This is a genomic window from Hyphococcus sp. (genome assembly GCF_965228385.1).
Classification (GTDB): Bacteria; Pseudomonadota; Alphaproteobacteria; order Caulobacterales; family Parvularculaceae; genus Hyphococcus.
Map to the genome: position 1 here is coordinate 1,481,970 of NZ_OZ245810.1, position 16,468 is coordinate 1,498,437.

At 51.6% G+C, this 16,468-nt stretch carries 10 protein-coding genes; 4 read left to right on the forward strand and 6 right to left on the reverse strand.

Annotated features, from left to right (window positions below):
• Window positions 1-21 precede the first annotated feature (21 nt).
• A complete protein-coding gene (locus tag ACQK2Q_RS06935) occupies window positions 22-549 on the reverse strand; it encodes an adenine phosphoribosyltransferase (protein WP_425409016.1) in 528 nt (175 codons plus the stop codon).
• Window positions 550-787: 238 nt separating this feature from the next.
• Between ACQK2Q_RS06935 and ACQK2Q_RS06940 the strand changes: the two genes are divergently transcribed.
• Window positions 788-2,866: a M13 family metallopeptidase gene (locus tag ACQK2Q_RS06940; RefSeq protein WP_425409017.1), complete on the forward strand. Its 2,079-nt coding sequence runs from the start codon at window positions 788-790 to the stop codon at window positions 2,864-2,866.
• Between the two features lie 107 nt (window positions 2,867-2,973).
• Window positions 2,974-4,824, forward strand: a complete 1,851-nt coding sequence (cobT, locus tag ACQK2Q_RS06945) for a cobaltochelatase subunit CobT (RefSeq protein ID WP_425409018.1) — start codon at window positions 2,974-2,976, stop codon at window positions 4,822-4,824.
• Between the two features lie 59 nt (window positions 4,825-4,883).
• Here cobT and ACQK2Q_RS06950 read toward each other — a convergent pair whose 3' ends face one another.
• A complete protein-coding gene (locus ACQK2Q_RS06950) occupies window positions 4,884-5,492 on the reverse strand; it encodes a nitroreductase family protein (protein WP_425409019.1) in 609 nt (202 codons plus the stop codon).
• 129 nt (window positions 5,493-5,621) lie between these two features.
• Here ACQK2Q_RS06950 and ACQK2Q_RS06955 point away from each other — a divergent pair, with 129 nt between their 5' ends.
• Window positions 5,622-7,835, forward strand: coding sequence for a dehydrogenase E1 component subunit alpha/beta (locus ACQK2Q_RS06955; RefSeq protein WP_425409020.1), 2,214 nt, complete (start codon window positions 5,622-5,624; stop codon window positions 7,833-7,835).
• A complete protein-coding gene (locus ACQK2Q_RS06960) occupies window positions 7,835-8,863 on the forward strand; it encodes an ACP S-malonyltransferase (RefSeq protein WP_425409021.1) in 1,029 nt (342 codons plus the stop codon). Before ACQK2Q_RS06955 ends, ACQK2Q_RS06960 begins: the two co-directional genes overlap by 1 nt.
• On the opposite strand, the gene ACQK2Q_RS06965 is transcribed toward ACQK2Q_RS06960, so the two are convergent.
• The 4 genes from ACQK2Q_RS06965 to ACQK2Q_RS06980 all read right to left on the reverse strand — a co-directional run bounded on the left by ACQK2Q_RS06965 (window position 8,860) and on the right by ACQK2Q_RS06980 (window position 16,458).
• Window positions 8,860-9,930, reverse strand: coding sequence for a hemolysin family protein (locus ACQK2Q_RS06965; RefSeq protein WP_425409022.1), 1,071 nt, complete (start codon window positions 9,928-9,930; stop codon window positions 8,860-8,862). The two genes, ACQK2Q_RS06960 and ACQK2Q_RS06965, sit on opposite strands and share 4 nt — an antisense overlap.
• Window positions 9,931-9,996: 66 nt before the next feature.
• Window positions 9,997-10,716, reverse strand: a complete 720-nt coding sequence (locus ACQK2Q_RS06970) for a Crp/Fnr family transcriptional regulator (protein ID WP_425409023.1) — start codon at window positions 10,714-10,716, stop codon at window positions 9,997-9,999.
• Window positions 10,717-11,777: 1,061 nt separating this feature from the next.
• A complete protein-coding gene (locus ACQK2Q_RS06975) occupies window positions 11,778-14,021 on the reverse strand; it encodes a CHASE2 domain-containing protein (protein ID WP_425409024.1) in 2,244 nt (747 codons plus the stop codon).
• 4 nt (window positions 14,022-14,025) lie between these two features.
• On the reverse strand, window positions 14,026-16,458 hold the full coding sequence (locus ACQK2Q_RS06980; protein WP_425409025.1) for a hypothetical protein: 2,433 nt from the start codon (window positions 16,456-16,458) through the stop codon (window positions 14,026-14,028).
• Between the last annotated feature and the right edge of the window lie 10 nt (window positions 16,459-16,468).

The window sequence follows — 16,468 nt, forward strand, 5'->3', positions numbered from 1 at the left end:
ATGAAACGCCCCGCCAGGAAATCACTCTCCCTCATACGCAACCAGCGCCGTCACATTCATGCCCCGCTCGCGCAATTTTTGCGCACCGCCAAGATCAGGGAGATCTACAATAAAGGAACACAGGACAACCTCGCCTCCAGCGCGTTCAAGCAAATTTATGGCGGCCCCGGCAGTGCCGCCGGTGGCGATCAAATCGTCAACCAGCAGAATTTTTTCGCCTTTTTCAATCGCATCGATATGAATCTCGACTTCATCTTCGCCATATTCCAGCGCGTAGCTTTCACGAATAGTTTTGTAGGGCAGTTTTCCCTTTTTACGGATGGGCGCGAATCCTACGGACAGTTGATGGGCAATCGCGCCGCCCAGAATGAAGCCTCTTGCTTCTATCCCGGCGACCTTGTCAATTTTGGCGCCCGCAAGCGGTTGCACCAGCTCATCGATCGCGCGACGAAACCCGCGCGCATCGGTCAGCAGGGTCGTGACGTCACGAAACATGATGCCGGGTTTGGGGTAATCCGGGATCGTACGAATCACCGATTTCAGGTCCATGGCCATGCCCTCCTTGCTGGCCACACAATGTGCAGGAGTCCGAAAAAATCGGCAAGTAATTTGCTGCGACGCAGTATGTCCTTTTCAGTGGCTAAAATTGAAATGTGGAAAACGTTTCATCCGCGAAAATGCTCTTTTAGTCCCACTCCGCTTGCTCTGCCCTTTGAAATAAGGACATTGGTCGCGGGGAATATAACGCAAGAATAAACCACCGGAATACACGCGAGGAGAAAGCACCGTGAAGAAATTTTTACTATGCAGCGCCGCGACGCTGACGATAGTCGCCTGCGCCGACCAATCCGCAGAAGACGCCTCATCGACCCAGCAGGAATCGAATCAGCCAACAATTGAAACCAGCACTGCCGAAACGCCGGAACTTGGCGAATGGGGTGTTGAAATCGCCGACATTGATCCGGAAACCGACCCTGGCGATGACTTTTATCAATATGTAAACGGCAAGTGGCTGAATAGTTTTGAAATACCGGAAGAGTTTGCTAGTTACGGCTCATTCACAGTATTGTTCGAGCGCTCAGAAGATCGTGTAAGGACAATAATTGAAGACGCCGCAAACAGTAATGCGCCGGACGGCTCCAATGAACAAAAAGTCGGCGATTACTTCAACGCTTATACTGACGTAGAAACTATTAATCAGGCCGGCTATGAAAGCGTCGCCGACGATCTTGCGAAAATTGACTCCGCTTCAACGCATGAGGATGTGGCGCGTATTTTCGGCGAACCGGGTATGATCGGTAACTCGCCATTTGCCGCTTTCGTCAATGTCGATTCAAAGCGCACCGATCAATATATTATGTATATCACACAGGCCGGCCTTGGCATGCCGAACAGGAATTATTATCTCGAAGACGGGTTTGCCGATAAACGTGATCTGTACAAGGATTATATCGCTAAAGTTCTTGAATTAGGCGGCATTGCCAACGCAGAGCAAAAAGCGCAAGCCATATACGATATAGAATACAAAATGGCTGAAGTTCACTGGGAGCCTGCAAAACGCCGCAATCGCGATTTGACTTATAATTTGAAAACACTGGATGAATTGAAGGCGTTTGCGCCTGAAGCGCCCTGGGAAGCGATGTTTGGCGCCGCCGGCCTTGGCGATCAAACTGAATTTGTGGTGAGGGAAGATGACGCCATTGCGAATCTGGCGAAGATTTTCGCTGAAACGCCGGTCGAAAGCTGGAAAGCCTATATGACCTTCCATCACCTGAACACCTATGCCGACGTTCTGCCTTCTGAACTTGATGATGCAAATTTCGCGTTTTTCGGAACGGCGCTACGCGGCACGCCGAAACAGCGTGAACGATGGAAACGCGGCGTGGCTGCTGTTAACGGCGCCATGGGCGAGGCTGTTGGTGAAATTTACGTCGATCAATATTTTCCGCCGGATTCCAAAGAACAAATGCAAGACCTTGTTGCAAATTTACGTATGGCGCTGGATGAACGGCTCGACACCCTCCCGTGGATGAGCGAGGCGACAAAAGAACAGGCGCACGCAAAACTGAACAAGTTCACGCCAAAAATCGGCTATCCAGATAAATGGCGCGACTATTCCGGTTTAACTGTCACCGAAAACGCTTTTGAAAACAGAAAGACGGCCACTGTCTTTCAGTGGGAATGGTCCATCGACAGACTGGGCGGTCCTGTTGATAAAACAGAATGGGGAATGACGCCCCAGCGCGTCAATGCGTATTACTCGCCGCCGCGTAACGAGATTGTTTTCCCGGCCGCAATTCTGCAGCCGCCTTTTTTCGATCCAGCCGCAGATCCCGCCGTCAATTATGGCGGCATCGGCGCGGTGATCGGCCACGAAATCGGACATGGGTTTGACGATCAGGGACGCAAATCCGACGGCGACGGAATATTGCGCGACTGGTGGACCGCAGAAGACGCCGCCAATTTTCAGGAACTCGCAGACGCGCTCGGCGGACAATATGAAACCTACGAACCTGTGGAAGGGTTTTTCATTGATCCCGAACTGACCATGGGTGAAAATATCGGCGACGTGGGCGGCTTGGCCATGGCCTATCACGCGTATAAACTTTCACTCGACGGAGAGGAAGCCCCTGTCATTGACGGTTTCACAGGCGATCAGCGTTTCTTCATGTCCTGGGCGCAGGTCTGGAAACGCGCGACACGCGAAGAAGCCTTGAAAAATCAGGTAAAGACGGACCCGCATTCGCCGGCCGAGTATCGCGTGAACGGCGTCGTTCGCAATATGGATGAGTGGTATGCCGCGTTCGACGTTAGCGAGGATGATAATTTGTACCTGCCCCCCGAGGAACGCGTGCAGATCTGGTAAGCCCCCAATCAGGCGCGCATCGTTCCGGGAAACCCCGCTATATGGCGGGTTTTCCCGGTTGGAAGAATGATTGGCCTATGGTGCGTTCAACGACTATATAAACGCCGATGACGACAAAAGAACAAATCCGCGAAGCCTTTAAAAGAGCGCTTCTTCATACGACGCGCGCACTTTCAGCGCAGCAGGATGTAGACGTTGCCTTCGGCGGCGATCAGGCGGCCGTCCAGGGAAAATCCGCCCGGATTCCCCTGCCCGCCCGGGTTATTGATAAAGCCTCGTCCGCAATCGCCCGGGGTGAAAGCGACTCGGCTGCACTGAGACTGGCGCATCATGACGCCGTTGCGCATCACAATTTCTTGCCAAAAGGCGCAGAAGCACGCGCTGTGTTTTCTGCGCTTGAAAATGCACGATGCGAAGCCATCGGCGCACGCGCTTTGAAGGGCGTAGGCGATAACCTTGCGGCTGCTTTAGAAAAGAATTTTGCAGAGAAGGGATATGACAAACTGAACGTAAAGGAGGCGGCGTCAATGGCTGATGCAGCGGCGCTGATGTTGCGTGAACGCCTCACCGGCCGCACCGCACCAGCTTCAGCGGCGGGTATTGTTGAAGCCTGGCGGGACGATTTGGAATCCCGCGCCGGTAAGTCGTTCGATGCGCTCAGCGACGCGGCCACGCTGAACGATCAGGAAGCCTTTGCAGCTCTCGCACGAAACTTAATTCGCGAACTTGAACTCGACGACAATGATCAGGGAGACCAGGAAGAAGACGGCAGTCAGGAAGGGGAGGACGACCAGGACGAAAGTGATAATCAAAACGATGACAGCGATGAAGAAACCGGCTCCGAAGAAATGCCTGAAGATCCGGGATCTGGAGAAAGCGAAAGTGGAGACTCCGATCTCTCCGAGCAGGATATGGAAAGCGGTATCGAAGAAGATGACGGCTCTACGGAAAACGCTAAAATCTCGTCAATGCGAACGCAATTTGAAGGGGACAGCGGCGCCGCGTACAAAGCCTATACCACAGCATTCGATGAGATTGCTGATGCTGTAGACCTTTGCGATCCTGAAGAATTGCAACGCCTGAGACGTTCGCTGGACCGGCAATTGGAAAATCTACATGCCGTCGTCGCCCGGCTTGCAAATAAGCTGCAACGAAAGCTGATGGCGCAGCAGAATAGAAGCTGGATGTTCGATCTTGATGAAGGCGTACTCGACGCTGCACGCCTTGCCAGGGTTATTGTCGATCCGATGCAACCGCTTTCATACAAAATGGAAAAGGAACAGGACTTTCGTGATACGGTTGTCACCTTATTAATAGACAATTCGGGTTCTATGCGGGGAAGGCCCATAACTATTGCTGCAATCTGCGCTGATATACTCGCACGCACACTAGAGCGCTGTGGCGTAAAAGTTGAAATTCTGGGCTTTACAACGCGCGCCTGGAAAGGCGGCCAGGCGCGAGAAAAATGGGTTGCAGACGGAAGACCGGCCAAACCCGGACGCTTGAATGATTTACGGCACGTTGTTTACAAATCGGCGGATACGCCATGGCGGCGAGCCCGCTCTTCGCTTGGACTGATGATGAAGGAAGGCCTGCTAAAAGAAAATATCGATGGCGAGGCGTTGATGTGGGCGCACTCCAGATTACTGGGCCGGCCCGAATCGCGCCGTATACTGATGGTGATATCGGACGGCGCCCCGGTTGACGACACGACATCCTCCGCAAATGGCGGCGCTTATCTGGAACGTCATCTGCGAGAGGTCATCCATTATGTTGAGAACCGCTCGCCTGTCGAGTTGCTGGCAATCGGTATCGGTCATGACGTAACACGATATTACCGCCGCGCTCTCACAATTGTCGATGTCGATCAACTAGGCGGGGCTATAATTGATAAACTGGCGGAGCTTTTCGATGAAGAAGCACAGCGCCGGTCGGATCAACGTGGCCGCGCAGCTTAACCATCCGGCCGTTATAACGGCAAAGCATAAAAATGCGCGTTGGCGGATGTTCAAAATAATCAAAAACGCGAAACAATTGCATTCATGTCGGGTCGCCCGCGTTCCTTCGGCGACTCCTTTGCAGTACCTATATAGACAAAGCCAGCCGGTCTTTCATGCTCCGACAACCCTAACACTGTACGAATATTCTCGTCGTAGGCGTACCATTCAGTCAGCCACTGGGCGGCAAATCCGTAAGCCGATGAGGCAATCAGCAAATTTTGGCAAACTGCTCCAGCCACTAATATTTGCTCCCATTCCGGCGTTTTGTGAATTGGATTGATTTGGGAGACAACGCATACAATGACGGGGGCGCGCAGAAATCTGGTGCGCTCATACTCGAGTCTGGATTTATCTACATCAGGTTCCTGATCAGCGAAGATGCTGGCAAGAGCGTCGCCAAATCGCTGACGCCCTTCGCCGTCGAAAACAATGAACCGAAAAGGAACAACCCTGCGGTGGTCCGGCGCCCGCGCCGCAAGTTCCAGAAGATCAGCAAGTGTTTCCGTATCCGGGCCTGGCCCGTCGAGAAAATCCGCCGCAGTCGAACGCCGAAATCGAAGCAAGTGAAGCGTTTGCTCGTTCTGGTAAGAAGCGGGTAAAGTCTCTCCGAGGTTGGGTTTTTTCAAGAAATTTCTCCGAAGAATGGTTAATCGCCTTGGCAAACAATGATCGCCTGATATGGAGATAGGCGCAGTACGTGAGTAAGCTCAAGGCGCATGTAGTAACAAATAATTTCGCGAGGAAAAGTATAGAGTATGGCAGGCGCTATCGCTGCATCGGCGGATGGATTTTTGCAACGGTTCAAAGCAGGTCGCCTGCCCCGGCCGGTTAGCGTTACAAGTCTGCGGGAAGCTGACATGACGCCGCAAGACCTCGCGGGGCTATTTGAAAGCCAGCTGACCAGCCGCCGACTCGATCTTGAAGCCCGCCGTCTCGGCGCAGAAAAGCGTGGATTTTATTCGATCGGCAGCGCTGGCCATGAAGGCAACGCCGCCCTCGCCCGCGCGTTCCGTGTCGATGATATGGCGTTTCTTCATTATCGCAGCGGCGCTTTCTATATTGAGCGAGCATCAAAAATTCCTGGCGAAACACCGATCTGGAATATGGCGCTTTCTTTCGTCGCCTCATCCGAAGACCCTATTTCCGGCGGCAGGCACAAGGTTATCGGCTCCAAAACACTCTTTATACCTCCGCAAACATCGACGATTGCATCGCATCTGCCAAAGGCCATGGGCGCTGCTTTTTCGGTTGCGCTAGCGCGTTCTTTAAAAAAGCATGACGCCGAACTGAAGCAAGACAGTGTTGTGCTCTGCAGCTTCGGCGACGCATCGGCGAACCATTCAACTGCCCTCGGCGCAATTAACGCTGCAGCCCATACAGGTTTTCGCGGGTTACCCCTGCCGCTTGTTTTTGTCTGTGAAGATAATGGCATCGGCATTTCGGTGAGAACACCGGAGGGATGGATTGCCGCCAGCTATAGCGCGCGGCCAGGACTACGCTATATTTACGGCGACGCCCGCGACCCTGTTGACGCGATGCGCGCTGCAAAGGAAGCGGAAAGGTATGCGCGCTTAACTCGTAAGCCTGTGTTTTTACATCTTCGCACAGTACGGTTGATGGGCCATGCCGGATCAGACCTCGAAAGCGGGTATCGTGACCGCACGGAAATGGACGCGGAGGCCGATCAGGATCCGCTGCTGCATGCAGCCCGGCGGCTACTGGATTGTGGTCTCATGGGCCACGAAGATATTGAAAAGCTCTACGCTGATATTGCCGGACGCGTGAGACGCGCTATGGAACAGGCGACGCTGCGACCAAAATTAACCAGTGCGTCGGACGTCATTGCTACGCTCATTCCTCCAGCACGGCCTAGACGCGCATTACGAGCGGGGAAAACGCTGACGTCGGCGCAGAACGAAAAGCGCGCCTTAACCGAACCCCAGCACATGTCCCGCCTGATCTCGCTGGCGCTTGCTGAACAGTTGGAAAAGGACGCCAATGTCGCCATCTTCGGTGAAGATGTAGCAAAAAAGGGAGGCGTTTACGGCGCGACTTTAAAGCTGCAACAAAAATTTGGACCGGCGCGAGTCTTCGACAGCATTCTTGACGAACAGTCGATTTTGGGTATGGCCATCGGGCTAGCGCATAACGGTTTCCTGCCAGTACCTGAAATCCAGTTTCTCGCTTATATTCATAACGCTGAGGATCAGTTGCGTGGCGAAGCGGCATCGTTATCTTTCTTCTCCAATGGTCAGTATGCAAACCCGATGGTCGTGCGCGTTGCCGGCCTCGCTTATCAAAAAGGCTTTGGCGGCCATTTCCACAACGATAATTCAGTTGCCGTATTTCGCGACGTTCCGGGCGTTATTCTGGCCTGTCCGTCCAGCGGCGCCGAGGCCGTCATGATGTTGCGGGAAGCCTTCCGGCTCGCCCGCGAAGAAGGACGCATAGTCATCTTCTTAGAACCGATTGCTCTATATGGAACCAAAGACCTTCACCAAGATGGAGACGGCGCCATGACGGCAGTGTTCGAAGAAATTGAGGGCACGGCGCCGTTTGGGTCTGTGAACACGATCGGCGATGGCGCCGATCTGGCCATCATTACCTACGGCAATGGGACATATCTTTCGCAGCGCGCCGCTAAAACCTTGGCGCGGAAAGGCATTGATATGCGCATCATTGATTTGCGCTGGCTTACGCCGTTGCCGATTGAATCCGTCTTGGATGCTATAGGCGGCTGCCAGGATATCCTTATCGTCGACGAATGTCGAAAATCCGGGTCTCCAAGCGAGGAAATCATTGCAATTTTGAATGACCGGCGCGCCGCCGTTAATATAAATCGCATCACCGGCGTAGATACTTTTATCCCTCTAGGCCCAGCCGCCAACGAAGTGTTGATCAGCGAAACTGGCATTGTCGACGCAGCGCTTGCCATATGCGGAAATCTGAAAAAAAGAGCCGCAGAATAATGAAAAAGTCAGCTGTCGTTATTTTTCCCGGCCGTGGCGCCTATGGTAAAGACGAACTTGGATATCTGAGCCGCTATCACACCGAAAAAGAAGATTTTATCACGGACGTCGATAAATGGCGCAAAACGAATGGCCGTGAAACCGTCACAGCCCTCGACAGCGCAAAGGCGTATTCAGCAGCAAAACATGCTTCCAGTATTAATGCATCCCCGCTGATCTATGCTTGCGCTCTTTGTGACTTCGCCGCGATCAATCGTGAGAAATTTGACATCGTCGCTGTCTGCGGCAACTCGCTAGGCTGGTATTTGACGCTCGCCGCCGCTGGCGCCGCCAATCGCGAAAATGCTATTCGCATTATAGATACAATGGGCTCGCTGATGCAAGCGGAAGGCATTGGCGGACAACTGATTTATCCATTTGTGGACGAGAATTGGATTTCCTCTGAAGCCAACCGGAAACGTATCGGCGAAGCACTTCATGCCGGCCGCACCGCCGGCGCGGCATATCTTTCTATTCGTCTTGGCGGCATGGCAATTCTCGCCGGTGATGATGCAGGCATGACGGCGATGGAAAAAACGTTGCCGCAAGCCGAAGGACGTTACCCGTTCCGATTGGCGCGCCACGCGGCGTTTCATACGCCGCTGCTTGAGCATATATCGCAAAAAGCACTCGGCCTGTTTGACCAGAATATAATGCAGGAGCCGGAAATTCCTATGATCGACGGGCGCGGAGCCATTTGGTCACGATACAACATAAACCTCCAAGCGTTATATCAATACACATTCGGCCATCAAATCGTTGAAACTTACGACTTTTCGAAATCAATCGAAGTGGCGATCAAGGAATTCGCACCCGATCAACTTATCCTCGCCGGCCCAGGCGCAACACTGGGCGCAGCCATCGCGCAAGAACTTATCCAGCATGAATGGCTGGGTCTGAAAGAGAAAGCGGATTTCTCCGCCATGCAAAAAGAAAATCCATACTTGATTGCTATGGGACGTGAAGACCAGCGTAAGCGCGCGATCTAGTTTCTTTCGGTATTAAGACTGTCGGGGTCAATACCAAGTGCGGTCATACGATCACGCCAGCGACGATTGGCGAGCACTTGCATATCCTCCACGGTATCCAGTTCATCCATGATTTCAAGACCAATTAAAGTTTCAACGACATCTTCAAGCGTCACTAATCCTTGTACGGTCCCATATTCGTCTACTAGAAGCGCGATATGGCTTTTTTCGTGCATTAGCCTGTCGAAAACATCGGAAGCTGTGACATTATCCAATAAAGCGAGATACTCTCTCCGAAAATCAGAAAGAGGACGGTTAAATTCATCTTTCGCCTGCGCCATCAAAAGGTCCGTTTTTAATACAAACCCGATCACATCATCAGAGTTGGTTTTGTAAATCGGGATACGCGAGAATTGCTTCGTCGAATAGCGTAAAAAATACTCCTGCACCGTAAGGTCAGCAGGCGCTGAAAATATAACAGACCTAGGCGTCATAATATCGCGCGCTGACAAGCTCTGAAGCCGCATCAAATTCGATACAATTTTGAGTTCTTTCGTTTGTAGAAGGCCTTCACGCACGCCGATTTCCGCCATAGCCTCCATTTCGTCACGACTGAATGTAAATCCTCGGGATCCCGATCTTGAGATCAAGCGCGTCAGACGTTCTGACAACCAAACAAACGGCAAAAAGGTGACTGTCAAACCGTGTATTAAGGGACCAAATACCGGTGCAAGCGTACGCCAATGAGTTGCGCCCAAAGTCTTAGGAATAATTTCTGAGAATACGAGAATCAGTAGCGTTAAAATTGCGGATGTCGCCCCAATATATGCACTCCCAAAAACTACTGCTGACTGCGCGCCAACGCCCGCAGCCCCAACAGTATGCGCAATTGTGTTGGCTGTAAGTATTGCAGCGAGCGGGCGATCAAGATTGCTGCGCAGTTTTTTTAACGCCTTTGCGCCACGCGCAGATTTTCGTTCGAGCGTTGCTACATATGTAGGCCTAACTGAAAGCAGAATTGCCTCAGAAATCGAGCAAAAAAAAGATACAAAAATCGCCAGAAAAAGGTAGAATAATAGAAGGGTCAATTGGCTCTCGAACTATAGAGATGAAAGAAACAGCAGAGACGAAAAATCTGCGCGATAAACCGAAACCTATTCCTCGCCTATATTTTTCAGCATATCGGGTTTTAAGACCGTAATCACGCCGCCTTTCTGACGCACAATCCCTTCATGCTCCCAAAGCTTGATCTGGCGATTTACATTTTCGCGCATGAGGCCAGCATGCGCGCCGAGGTTGCCCTGACTCAACTTCATATCGATACAAAGGGATCCGTCCTCGTCGACATGCCCGTAATATTCACCAAGACGCAAAAGCGCGCGCGCCAGACGCGGCCCTGCAGGCAACGTCGCAATATCTTCCAATAAGAAATTTGTGTGGCGAAGCCGTGTGCATAGCGCCGATATTATCTGGAGAGCAACTCCATGATTACGCTCTAGAAAATCTAAGACATCGCGCCTGTATAGGCGCAAAGCGCGCGTTTCCTGTAATGCACTGGCGGCAGCTGAGCGAACGCCGCCATCAAAAACCCCCATTTCACCCAGTATTTCGTTCTCGCCCATAAACGCAAGCACTGTCTCTTTTCCAGTGTCCGAAAAGCTGGAAATTTTTACACATCCTGAAAGTATAATGTAGAGACAGTCACTGTTGTCGCCTTGGGAAAATACCTCTTTTCTGGGCGAGAAGACCACGGTTTGCGCTGCGTTTAACAGGCCTTTCAGAGTCTCATCCGACAAGGCTTCGAAAAAAGGATGACGCTTCAGTTCCCATATGAGACTTGCTGTCGCGGCCGATTTTGCATCTTGTATGGACACCCTATTTCTCCCATGCAGGTCGTCCTTACTCACTACATAGCGAAATAGAAGTCATTTGTCGCGCTCTAGCAGAAAAATGGCGGCGCATCCTTCCCCCAAAGAACGCACCGCCAGTCTAAGATACGGGACGGAATGAGGCATATCCCGGCCCTGGGAGGGTGTTGTCAGCTACCTGGAAACCATAAAGACGCTTGTAACGCCAAGGACGGTATTCATGCCGATAAAGCCTATCAGGATGATTTCTAACGCGCCCATGATTTTCTCCAGTTTCTCGTCTTGTCAGTCATTTCCGAGTGCCGATGTTTTCAATGTAAAGCCGGATCGAACTATCCGCTGTGATGGGCGTCACAGGCTGCTAGGTTTTCAATTTTCCCTGCAACTGCAGGCAAAATATTGGAAAATATCGACGCTTTATCTCAAATTATGCGCGTGAATACTGGGGTTGGGACGTAAAACGGAACGTGGGCGCCAACGGTCAGTAGAGAAGGATCGACTATTGCGACACTGTGAAAATGCTTGAAACACCGAGAACCGCGTTCGTTCCAATAAACCCAATAAGAATGATTTCGATAACGCCCATGATGTTTCTCCCTCTTTTCACTCAATTTCTTTCCACTGCCTATGAGAGAGAAATAAAATACAGGCCGAATTTGTGCTGTGACGACCGTCACAGATAATACAATTTTCGACAAGGTATTGATTTTAAGGGTATAATTCGGAATGGAATTCCAGCCTGTTGACGCGCCGATATCTCCCCTTACGCGTCGCACAACACAGCTTGGCGCCTAACGGCCGGTCGTAAAGAGACTAGAGACGCCCAGGGTAGCGTTAATGCCAATGAAACCGATAAGAATAATTTCTAGAATACCCATTGTCTTTCTCCCGTCGTTCAAAGCTGTCTCAACCGACCGCCATTGAGAGAAAATTATTAGAATTGCTCGTGATCCGCTGTGTTTCACGTCACAGCACTGGCGCTTTAGCAGATGAATTCCTGACACACGCAAATTCACGGTTTTCGTTAAAGCTCAAAACTTTATGGGTCTGTACGCCTGCGGCATCGGTTAGGTACTGCGAATCATGTCTTCTGCACGCCTTTTGAAACTTTTGATGGTTTCCTCAAGGCCGAAAGTCTCCCCCTGCTCGCACGCGCCGAAATGGTCTAGCGCTGCATGGGCGTCCGCATTTTCTAGAGCAACAACACCCATTTCAAATGATCGCCGGAATGACTGAAACGCCAATTTCGCCGCAACAGTATCATCACCAACCAATGCGTAAATAATTGTTGAATCGGTGCGCCCCACCACGGTAGACGCCCCGAGCAACACACCGGCAAAGTCAGGAATACACTCGCGCGTCTGCTTCGACATGATAATGGGCGCGCCGTAAAGTTTCGTCAGTGATTCAAGTCGCGAAGTCAGGTTCACCATATCCCCCAACATCGAATATTCAAGATGATCTTCCGATCCAAAATTGCCTACCCGCGCTTCAGCTGTATGCAGACCAATACCAATTTTAATTTCAGGAACGGGTAATTGATCGTTCTCGCGCCAGACAGCATTCAGCTTTTCAAGCGACTTCAACATTTGCAACGAAGCACGCGCAGCCTGCGCCGGATGATTTGTGACGTCTACCGGCGCATTCCACATGGCCGCCAAACCATCGCCCATAAATTTATCGACTAGTCCTTTATGATTAACCACGATGCGTGTCATCTGAGTAAAATACTGATTAAGCAAGGTTGTGACTTCGGGCGGAGACATTTGCTCCGAAATCGATGTAAAACCACGGATATCGGAGAAGAATGCTGTGATCTCCCGCGATTGCCCTTCCAGCTTCAACAGGGTCGGATCACGTTCCAACCGCTCAACAATAAGGGGAGATAGAAATTTCCCAAAGGCGCCGCGGATAAATTTACGCGCAATCTGTTCCTGTTGAAACATCACGACAAATGAGCCGAAGAAGGATGTCGCGATGATAAGATTCGGCGTTACTGGATCAATAAGTAGACGGCCGAAATGGAATGCGCAAAACGCGCCTGCGAAAAAAGCGGCTGTTAAAATCAGCCAGATTGAAAAACCCATCGCGGCCGACAAGCGTGGTAAGAACAGCAGCATTATCAAGGTTACAAGAATAGCGGCGCCTATTTCAGCCGGGCGCATCAAATCCCAGGCGCGATACAGTGTCTCCTCGGAGAGCGCCTGCTCAACCACCTCTGCGTGAATGTGAACACCCGGCCGCACATCGCCAAGCGGCGTAATTAGCGCATCCCGCAGACCTTCAGCAGATGCGCCAATCATAACGATCCGGCCCTTGACAATCTCACTTAATGAAACCGTTTCACCTTCCAATACATCGACAACAGATAGCCGCCGCTTTTCGATGCTTTCAAGTCTCGAATAATGAATCCAAAGTTGGCCATCTTGCGACGTTGGAAAACGCAAGCTGCAAAGCGCCACCTGAGAGACGGATTGTGTTGCCGTGCTGGTAACGTGTGCTTTGCAAGGGCGCTCTACTGCCTCTTGTACAAAGTCTGTCGGCGCCAACGTGGGGTTAAGCTTGGGCGCGGCGACACGCAAAGCTTCCAGCACGAGGCTTGGATAAATTTCCTTGCCGTCACAAGCGAGCGCAATCAGTGGTACGGTGCGAATGATTGCGTCGTCATTAAGAGCCGCCCGGGCGAATCCTTCTCCACGCGCTGCGTCGCGGAAAATCGGCAATGGCGGCACAATCTGGCGGAAACTCGGCGCAACGCGCGCTAGATCCGATGGCCGTACACCTTGAACGCGCGCCGCTTCCAGAACGGGAGGACAAACTGCAGTCGACGCGCCAGAGCGGGCTGTAATATGCATGACTGTTGGCGCGGCTTCGATCGCAGCCGCAAAACGGCTATCATGATCAAGTTCGTCTAAATTGGATGCGTCAAGCTCGCTTACAATCGGCACGAGCAAAGGCGCGTCTAACCAGCTTGCTGAAACATTGCCCGGGCTTGTGCGGTCGGGCTCCGCAAAAAGTATGTCGAAAACAATTGCGGCGGCGCCAGCTTCATTTAAATTGTCAACTATGGTCGCAAAACGATGGCGCGGCCACGGCCATTGCCCATATTTTTCAAGCGCTGCGTCATCGATTTCAACAACTTTTACCAGATCGCTGTCATAGGCCCGTGGTGATATGCGTTGAAACTGATCAAACAGCCGGTCCCGCGCTACGTTCACCAGCATCGGCTGTTGAAAAACAATGACAAGCGCTAGCGTTGCGCCGATGACACCGGCGATCCGTGGCCCGAAGATACTTCGCAAGTTCTTCATTCAATTACGGAGTTGCGCCATTTTGGCGCAACATATCCTCGTTTACGCCCACCCCGGCGCCGCCATCTCCATCATTGAAATTGAAAAATAGATCTGCAGCATCTCCAGGGGCGCTTCCGTCTCGTATCAGGAACAAGGCATTGTCAATATTGCTGCCGCTGAAATCCTCTGCACCGAGAGCGAAAGCGCCGACGCTGTTGATAGCGTCATCAAAGCTGACAGCGTTCAATAGCTCCGAGAAGGCGAAATTAAATCCACTAGACGGATCGTCTATATTTACGGACACGAAAGAGTTTCCGCCTCCCAATGTGCGGTTTGCAAAATTTATATCGATTGATGCTTCGGATTCGCCAAAAAATAATGCGCCGTCAGCACGTTCAAAATCCACAAAACCGCCAATACCTCGGCCGCCAGCCGTCCCGTCATACCGGAATGTACCTGCGCCAAGGTCAACGGCGAGAACCTCAAGATCGGATATCGAAGTGACTGCACCTTTCGTGTCGCTGAATAGTTCAACATCGGAATAAAGATGATTGCCGTTATTGTCGGAAATAATCGATGAAATATTTGCAGCCAAACCCTCAGGCTCCCAAATGATAGCCTGGCCATTCTGCACCGCCGGATCAGACGACAGAGAAGCGAGCGTGAAGAAGGTAAGCCCGAACAACCCACTGTCAAAGGAAACCGCTTGATCGAGCGCCACATATTGCCCGGTGTTCTCTCCGCCAATAGCCGAATCAGCGCCTGCGGCGACAGCTACGAATGATGATCCGCCGCCTACGGTTCTATTATCAAAATCAATTTCAAGTTGCGCCAACGCCACGCCAGCGAGTTTTGTTGCTCCATTCAGTGTAGAATATACGCTGTCGGAAAATCCGGAAAGTATGGACATCCCGGACGTTGAGACTCCTTCCAGCTCAGTCGGCGTATAAACCAAACCGAGGGGCAGGTTTTGAGTGAAATAAGCCAAATCGCCTTCCCCGGCAGATAGCATGAGGTCAGCGAGAGAACTTGTAACCGAGTACATAATGCCTTGACCATCTGTGTCAGAGTAATCAAGGCTTACATCAGCCATTACCGTATCGTTCGGCCCTTGTCGTATGGTCAGCACGTAGGTTGGCGTTGAGTATTTAGCGACGCCCTCCTCACCATCCGTGAAAGAAATGGCGGCGCTGCCTAGCAGAGCGGCGAAAAACTCTTCGTTGACCGAAAAAGGCGTTGTAAATGAAGATGGACTTTCCTGCGTCAGGTCGTCCGGATTCGACACTGTAAAATCAAACCGCACGAATGAGGCGAGCGCATCAGGTGCAACAGTTCTATTTTGCCAATCAATATCGATTTGAAAAATAACAACCCCATCATACTCGGTGACATTTACGCCGTCATCTACCGTGATAACGGCAGGCGCCAGCGAAAAAATATTGCCGCTTGGACTTGTTTGCATGCCTGCAAAGTCATCGAGGGCATCTAATGGCAAGATGTCTCCTACCGGGATCATCGGATCAGGCGGCTCCATTGGGTCAGGCGGCTCCATTGGATCTGTCGGTTCCTGCGGATCTTCTCCGTCGTTAAATGGCTGCTGAGGCTTTTGCTCTGTTTGTTCGTCCTCTTTTTCGTTGCGTTCTTCAGACTCAAATTGATAAGAATCGCCTTCCTGCGCACCCTGCCCGGAATCATCCAGTGCATTTCCTGCATATTCAAATGTAGATCCGTCGTCTTCGGGAATAACCGGGACAAACGCGCGATAAATACGGCGGAGCAGCGTCCGATCAGCTCGGAAAGGTTCAGACAGTCCATCCGGCCCTATGCGGACAACGAAACCCGGACGTTTCAAAACGGCCTCAATTACACTGCGGTTATCGTTTGTCCAGAACTGCACCAGTCCCTTTGGGGTTAGCCCACTATTGTCACGAAGTGGCCCCTCAAGCAGCGCGTAAACAAAGCCGTCAAGTTCTGCAAGAATAACATTAGTGCCGCGTACACCCATAGTGACGCCTGCGTCCTGAATTTCAACTTCCGTTGATCCCGGCTCTGTTTCACGACCTGAGGAATATCGAAATCCACCGCGCACGTAATTGACTACTCGACGCCGGCCGGCGCCGCGTGCGTCGAAAAATTCGTTGATGGCTGATTCTGAATTCGGTGCGAATGTGTAAGTGCTCCAATCGCACAGCTTTAATTGTAAATGAGACTCATCGCCTGTCCGCACAGTGTCGCCAGTGAACATATCATCGCCGCTTGCAGGCCGAAATGCGCCGTTTCGATTCTGCCTTTCAACATCCACTGACGGGCCTACGACTGCAGTCGCATTTCCAGCTTTTGGATCGTCCGTTTCATGATCAAAACATTCCGCCGCATTTAAGACAACCGGCGTTAAAGACATCGCCGCCGTTGCTACAGCTATTTTCGCAGCTTTAATAAGGCTTGCCCGTTTCATTTTAAAGCCC